We start from the raw sequence: 7,460 nt of genomic DNA, 5'->3' as shown, positions 1-7,460 counted from the left end.
CTGTCGATGACGTCGCGATCTGGAGGCCGGAGAAGGTCTTCACTGCGCCTGCAAGATTCGCAGCGACGCCGCTTGCGTCCTTGATGCTCGCACCGTTCGTCAGGTTGACCCCAGTGATGGCGAGCGCCGAGGTATTGGTGTCCGTCGATGCGACCGTTGTGCGGAAGTTGAGCGCGCTCGTTCCGGAGCCGCCGACATAGGTCGCGGTCGCGCCATTGTTGAGCGACAGGGTCGGCGTGCCCGACACCTTCACGGCCTCGTTGAAGCCGAGTGTCAGCGTGACCGTGTCGCCGACGTGCTCGGTGCCGGTTCCCGGCGAGGCTGTGGCCTGCGTCACCGCCGGCAGGACCGGATCGATCTGGAGCCCGGAGAACGTCTTCACCGCGCCTGAGAGGTTCGCCGCAACACCGGATGCATCCTTGATGCTCGCGCCGCTCGGGAGGTTGACCCCGGTGATGGCGAGTGCCGAGGTATCCTTGTCGGTCGAAGCGACCGTGGTGCGGAAGGTGAGCGCGCTGGTGCCCGAGCCACTGACATAGCTGGCCGTTCCGCCATCATTGAGCGACAGTGTGAGTGCGCCCGTGACGGTCACGGCCTTGTTGAAGGCGACCGTCATTGTGATGGCATCGCCGGCATGCTCGACTCCCGTTGCCGGTGACGCGGCGACCTGCGTCACCGCCGGCTGGATCGTTGGCGTCGTCGGGGACTGGGTCGATGATGTTGTCGATGGAGTGACGTTGGCACCCGTGACGGTGTCGCCGCTGCCCGCCTTCTGATAGAGCTGAACCTCATCGACCAGCATCTGCATCGAGGATGGCGTCGAGCCATCCAGAGCCGTATGCCATCCGCTAGCGTTCGAATTCGCGACCCCCAAGTTCATCATCAATTGCATCGGTTCATCCGGGATCGCGACCTGTGCGCTGGTCACCTGCGCCATCTGCTTCCCATCCAGATACCAGGTGATCGATTCACCGGGCACCCAGTTGATGCCGTACGTATGGAAGCCGGCCGTGAGGTTGATGCCGCTGTCGATGGTGTCGCCGACCCACCCCGACGGCCCGTGCAAGTGCCAGGAGAAATTCTGGTCTGCCGGCCCCGAGCCGGTAAATCCACCCTCCTGAATATCGAGCTCGAAATTGTCGCCGCTGCTGCCCGCGCCGTCGCCGGGCATCAGCCAGAGGCCTGGCCATGCGCCGTCGCCGCTCGGCGCCTTCATGCTGATCTGAAGATAGCCGCCATTGAATTCGAAGTTGCCATAGCTGCTGACGGCGCCGGACGTGATCGGGAATGTTTGTGTCACCCCTCCCTGATTGACGCCGCTGATGGGCTGCTTGATCGCCGTGAGATTCAAGGTCCCGTCGCTCACGGACACCTGGCTCGGCATATCGTAGTCGGCATTGTATGGGCCGCCCGGCGTACTTCCACCCGACCCATTGGTATTCCATGGCCAGCCGTCGGCAGCATTGCTGGTGATATAGGTATGCCAATCGCTGTCGAGAGTCGTACCGGAGAAGCTTTCCTCGTAGACGAGGTCGCTAGAGGTAAAGCCTGCGGGGGCGGAAAGAGTCATTCAGTGATCCTCTTTAGGCGTTGAAAACAGGGAACTTCCACTGCCGCGCATCGCCAAGGCGCGCGACATGTCGCATGCTCGCAGCTTGGCACCGCGAACGGATTTCAAGTGGCGGAGATTATTGTCGAGCGAGCCTAACGATGAGCTCGCCATCGGAGGCGGGTGTTGTCGACGGGAATGCTCGTCAGGCCTTCGCCCTTGAGCCCATAGACGGTGTCGCTGCCAACGCGCTCAAGGTGTTCGACGGTTCGAGCCGCGGCCGAATTGAGGTTGAGCGCACCTCTCCCAGCGGGCACGCCGCCGAGGTTGCTGTGTAGTATAGTCACAGTAGTTCCTTAGTTCATTGCGTCTTTTTTGTTTTTCATTCCACCCGCGCCCCTAAGTAAACACAGGCATTTCCGCTTTTTTACTTATTCACCCACGCCGCCTTGTACCTGCATGTATTGATCATTCAAAGGCGATGTACGTGACCCAGGCGGACCTTAGCACGGTTTGCGGCGAGAATGAGGCTTGGTTAACGATTATTCACACATTACTAATATAACTTATTAACACATTCTAATACGGAAAGTGATCGAACAGCCGCGCCGAGGCGGCCTTCCGGATGTCCTCCCAAGCCGTGTCCGTCGGTTGTAATGTTGCTCTGGCTTGGGCGCCCGTCGGTTCGAGCGGGTCGTTCGCAAATCAGGTCATCGAGAAGTGCGGCAGGGATGACTTCCGATGCTGCGTGGCGGACGGGCCGTCGGGTCTGTTGGGGGCTGCCAGCGCGGCCGTTCGAACCGTGCCGTTTGCGCGTCGATGCGCTTGGCCGAGGTCGCCTTGCGGCGTTGACGACGCTCCACGCCCGACATGTTGCTGAGCGACGTCGCCGGCGCATGGCGGCAATGTCCGCGTCATTCGCTTCCAACGATCGAAGGTACAAGGCTCGCCGTCATCGAGCGCTGTACAGCACTACGGGCCGTTCAATCGCAAACCAACGTGCCTGTATCGGGATCAAAATCTCTCAAGATTTGAATGGGGCCAAGACGTGCAACCGAATCCATGGGGGAAGTGTGATCGCCTGAGCGGCTTGTTCAAATGGCTGGAACGTGGCGCTACGGCACGAGGGTGCTTCGTCGCTGCTGGACGGCCACGCGGTTTGTCAATTTTGAACCGCGCAACCAATCGCCAAAGCTCCACCTCGTGGCCGTCGGCAAACCGCCTGGCGTACTCTTTCGCCGTAATGTCGTCGGCGCAGGCAAGGTTGACCCCGCCCATGAACTGGCCGTGTTCGTCCAGAACGTAGAACAGATAATGCGGCATCGTTTGTTCTCGATCAGGATCGCCAGCCCGTTTCGGCGCCAGCTAGATTCGGATTGAGGCCTCCAGCCGCGCTGCGCTTTTGTCGCCGATCGCTCCACTTTTGTGTACTTGCAAAACAAAGAGTCTGCATAACGACGTGCCCGAACATAGAGTGTATATCTTCCGACAGTTGCATGTCGTTCACATTGACCCAAACCACGTGTTGGGCGATCTGCCGGAGCGTTCCTCCGCCATATCCACAAAGACCTAACGTAACTGCGCCGTGATCGTTTGCGTATCGAACGGCGCGCAAAACGTTTTCCGAGTTTCCGCTTCCTGAAATTGCGATGACCAAGTCGCCCTCGTTCAGGATGTTCTTCAGCTGCTCGACGAACACATCCTGGAAAGAAACATCGTTGGCATAAGCGAATGTAAGTCCCACATTGTCGACAAGTGTCCGACCACGAAACGGGCGCTTCGTGGAGAGATAGATGCTCTTGTTCCAGTCGGTGATGAAATGTAGAGCAGTGAGTGAACTGCCGCCATTTCCAAGCGTGATTATCTGCTTGCCATCCTCCTGTGCCTGCGCGACCAAGGCCACTGCATTGTCGAAGCTTTGGTGGTCCAATGAAGCCAGGACGGTCTCAAGTTTCTTGAAATAGGCTTGAGCGCTCCCGCCAAGATGATTTATTGGGCGGGCTCCGATGTCGGTTGATTGGGTACTGCCGCCAAAATGTTTCATTGGGTGGACTCCGATGTCGGTTGATAGTGAACGATGCGGCTCCCGGCGAAGTCGAACTTCACGGGGAAATGCTTTAGGTTCCCGAGGGCCGCTTTGATTGCCTCGTGGCGATCGAGAGGCGCGAAGAACATGAGAAAACCTCCCGCACCTGCTCCGAGTAACTTGCCGCCCCTCGCACCCGCCTGCATCGCAGTTTGGTACCAGTGATCGATTGCATCGTTCGTGATGTCTTCGGAGAGGCCCTTTTTTAAGAGCCAGTTCTCGTGGAGGATTTCGCCGAAGGCGTTGAGGTTACATCGATGCAACTCATCACGAAGCTGATACGTGAGCTCGACCATCCGCCTGAGCGCTTTCCGCTTGTCCGGCGCTCTTGCGATGCCTTCCGACTGTCGGACGAGGATGTCTGAGGCACTGCGCGTAATGCCGGTGTAAAACATGAGAACTTGCTTCTCGATTGAAGCGATGAAATCACGCGGGCATATGAGCGGTGATACCGAAACGCTGTCATCAGAGTGAAACTCGATAAGGTTCAACCCTCCGAAGGCAGCGGCGTATTGATCTTGCCTTCCAATGGGTGCGCCACAAAGTTCGATCTCAATGCGACAACTGTCAGCGCCGAGCTTTGCCTTGGAGACATACTGCCCCCGAAACGCGTTCAACGCGTGCAGAAGGCCAACAGTAAAAGCGCTCGAGGATCCAAGTCCTGTTCCCTTCGATGGAATATCGGCAATGGTTGTTATCTCGACGCCTCCACAGATCCCGAGATATCCCATCGTCGCCCTGACAATCGGATGCTGGATATCCTCAACGCTATCCACCTCTTCCGTTTTGGAGTAAGCGATGCGGGTGCCGTTATCGAATTTGCGGTTCACATTCACGTAGACGTATTTGTCGATAGCAACGCTCAGGACGGCACCGCCCTCCTGCCGATAGAAGGCGGGAAGGTCGCTGCCACCTCCCACAAAGCTCACACGAAGCGGCGTTTGGCTGATAATCATCCGACTGCCTCAATCAGTTCGATCGCTCGCAATTGGATGCAATGTTCAGCACGCGCCCGCGATGCCAGCACGATCGGTGCCTCATCCTTCTGGCGCGAACTGTAGATACTCGCCGCAGCCTCCCGATCCACTCCTCGGCGCGAGTATTCGCGCGTTACTCGGCACCTCCTCAACTCCTCATCGATATCGACGAAGAATGTGTGTGCACGACCGTGCAAAACCACATCGCACAGCGAAAGAGCGACGGCTCCTTCCACGACCAGGACGGTTTCCGGAGAAATGGTTATCTTTTCCGATCTTGGATGCGATGCGCGGCTCAGCTTGTCGTAATAGGGCAGATCGTGCGTCTCGCGAGAACGAACGCCCACCAGGCGCCTTAGAACCTTCCTGATCTCGTTCATATCGTAACGACCAATCACCGTTGGTTCGCGATCGGCGACGGGACGTATCCAGCGATCAAGAGCAACAACTTGCGCATCAAAGCCGCGGCCGCGAAGAACCTCTGCGATAGCGCTGGAAAGAACACTCTTTCCGCTGCGGGAAAGCCCCCCCACGAAACAAACATCACCCGGCTTCACATGCGCGATCAGATCAGATGCTGTGTCTATCAAGGTCGGATGAACAGTGAGAATGAGCTTGGCAGCCTCGGACAAGTCCGAGACGGTGTAGTCGGGCATGACATGATATTTGCTATCCAAACCGCCCGCGCCCGTCTCAACCAAGATCGATCTGATGCCAGACCGTTTTGCGAGAGCAATGTCCGTAGAGGAATCGCCGATGATCCAGGATTGACTGCGATCGATATTGAATGCCTCGACCGCTTCATCGATCAGCCCGGTAGCAGGCTTGCGGCATTTGCAGCGGACCTTCAGTGCTTCCACCTCACCGACAAAGCCGCGATCTGGATGGTGCGGGCAGAAGTAGATGGCATCAACAAAAGCACCGCAGCGACCAAGCTCAGACTCCATCTTGTTATGGATCATCCGCAGGTCTCGTATGGAGCAGTCGCCTCTCGCCACAACGGGTTGGTTAGTAACGACGATTGTCCGGTACTCGGCCCGGTTGAAACAGGCGATCGCGGCGGCCGCCCCCTCAATCAGTTCGAAGCGTTCGGGACGATCGATATGTCCATGGTCAACATTGATGCACCCATCCCTGTCCAGGAATACTGCTTTCTGCGGCGATGCGAGTGAAGCTCGAGCTATGCGGCCCGATGCAAAGTCGGCGCAGACCTTGTCAAGTCTTGCCGGGGTTCCCGCGTCTTTTATGTACTCAGGGCTGCTATAGCTTCTAATTTCCGCGCCAGCCCGAAGCATTTCAGGAAAGAGGTCCTTGCCAAAATCGAGAGGAGTTACCGTAGAACGCCATGGGAATAGAGCTTGTCTTCGTATATAATAAAGAGCTGCGCTGACTTTATTAGGATAAAAGAACCCGGGATCATGTGGATATGGATGGAATGCGGTAACGATGCCATCTTCTGACGTTTCTATCAGATCGGAATCATGCGGATGATCGTTGGGATGGGTGAAAATTGTTGCCGCTGCCTTGTGTTTTTCGTGGAAGCACTTAAAGCGGGTGAGATCGACGTCGAGCATCGTGTCGCCGTAGATTGTAAGGAAGTCGTCGTCGAGCAGGTCCAAAACCGACAGTACTGCTCCAGCGGTCCCGCGAGGCGCCCCGTCATCCACGCAAAGAACGTCGATCCCCCAATTCTCGCGCTGATTGCAAAATTCCACAATTTGCTCTGCTGCGTGGTTCACCAGGATCAAGATCTTCTCAATCCCGTGTTGCTTGGCGAGGACGATTTGATGCTCGAGAAGTGGCTTGCCGCCAATGTTGGCTAGCGACTTAGGCAAATCACCTATCCGGCCCCTGAGCCGCGTCCCTCGACCACCTGCAAGTACAACGGCTTGCATCACAGGTGTCCTTCCTGCCGCACGATTTCTACGACGGCCTTTCGAACAGCGTCGGCCGAACCAAGCTGGGGCCGCCAACCGAGCGCACGAAGTTTTGCTATGTCATAGGAAAATCGGGGAACATCTCCCGCCCAACCGCGATCCTCAACACCGTATTCGATCCCGGCGCCCGGTGCGACAGCCTCTACGGTCGTTTCCGCTATGAAGCTAACGGTTACCCCTTTGTCCTCTGGACCGATATTGTAGCAGCCAAGCCGCTCGGATGCGTTTGCACGCAAGTAGACAATCGCATCAATCAGATCATTGACGTGAAGATATGCCTTGCGTTGCCGCCCCGACCCCAAAACATTCAGCTTGTTTGGCGAGACCTTTAGCTTTCTCACGAAATCCAGGATGACACCGTGTGTTGCTGGAACACCGATCACGTTCGGAAAGCGAAAGATCAAGGCCCGGTCCAACCAGTTCTCGACGGCAGCGCTGATGAGCGCCTCCGATGCGAGCTTCATGGCACCGTAGTTGGAGATGGGCAGCAGCGGCCCGACATCCTCTCTGATCGGAGCCTCCCCCAAATCGCCGTACACGGCTGAGCTGGACGCGAAAGCAAGGAACGGAACCCCGGCCTCCTTCATTGCCTGCAACACGTTGAACGTCGATAGAAAGGTATCGCGCAGATCAACGGACGCATCGGCGATTCCTGCAGGGATGTCCGAATTGGCAGCCATGTGCCAAACTTCGGAAATCGGAATGCGGCGGTGACAATTCATGAAGCGGCTTCTCACCGCACCCGCGTCTGAGAGATCCACTTTCTCAAAAATGAACCGCTCATGCGCGAGAAGCCCGTTCAGGTTTTCCCGAGAACCTCGCGACAGGTTGTCAAAACCGAAGACCGGATACCCACGATCGATAAAGACCCTTGCAAGCCTGCTTCCTACAAAGCCCGCAACTCCCGATAC

5 protein-coding genes are annotated in these 7,460 nt (G+C 57.1%); all 5 read right to left on the bottom strand.

The genetic code is table 11. The features are described 5' to 3' along the window. A partial coding sequence (locus tag EOA33_RS17925; protein WP_145989181.1) for a glycoside hydrolase family 16 protein occupies nt 1-1,570 on the bottom strand: 1,570 nt, incomplete at its 3' end. 1,315 nt (nt 1,571-2,885) lie between these two features. Further along, the gene (locus EOA33_RS17915; RefSeq protein WP_126055885.1) at nt 2,886-3,593 is read right to left on the bottom strand and encodes an SIS domain-containing protein; all 708 of its coding nucleotides are present in this window, start codon (nt 3,591-3,593) and stop codon (nt 2,886-2,888) included. After that, nucleotides 3,590-4,591, bottom strand: coding sequence for a GHMP kinase (locus tag EOA33_RS17910; protein WP_127406208.1), 1,002 nt, complete (start codon nt 4,589-4,591; stop codon nt 3,590-3,592). Before EOA33_RS17910 ends, EOA33_RS17915 begins: the two co-directional genes overlap by 4 nt. Then, nucleotides 4,588-6,507, bottom strand: coding sequence for an HAD-IIIA family hydrolase (locus EOA33_RS17905; RefSeq protein ID WP_127406207.1), 1,920 nt, complete (start codon nt 6,505-6,507; stop codon nt 4,588-4,590). The genes EOA33_RS17910 and EOA33_RS17905 overlap by 4 nt, the downstream gene beginning before the upstream one ends. Next, on the bottom strand, nt 6,507-7,460 hold a 954-nt coding region (locus EOA33_RS17900), incomplete at its 5' end, for an NAD-dependent epimerase/dehydratase family protein (protein WP_127406206.1). The genes EOA33_RS17905 and EOA33_RS17900, both read right to left, overlap by 1 nt.

The sequence above is a fragment of the Mesorhizobium sp. M4A.F.Ca.ET.050.02.1.1 genome, assembly GCF_003997725.1.
In the GTDB taxonomy this organism is placed as follows: Bacteria; Pseudomonadota; Alphaproteobacteria; order Rhizobiales; family Rhizobiaceae; genus Mesorhizobium.
This window is presented reverse-complemented; position numbering and strand designations above follow the sequence as displayed.

Coding starts and splice junctions, on each gene's coding strand:
- EOA33_RS17915 (WP_126055885.1), bottom strand. CDS start 3,593: ATGAAACATTTTGGCGGCAGTACCCAATCAACCGACATCGGAGCCCGC.
- EOA33_RS17910 (WP_127406208.1), bottom strand. CDS start 4,591: ATGATTATCAGCCAAACGCCGCTTCGTGTGAGCTTTGTGGGAGGTGGC.
- EOA33_RS17905 (WP_127406207.1), bottom strand. CDS start 6,507: ATGCAAGCCGTTGTACTTGCAGGTGGTCGAGGGACGCGGCTCAGGGGC.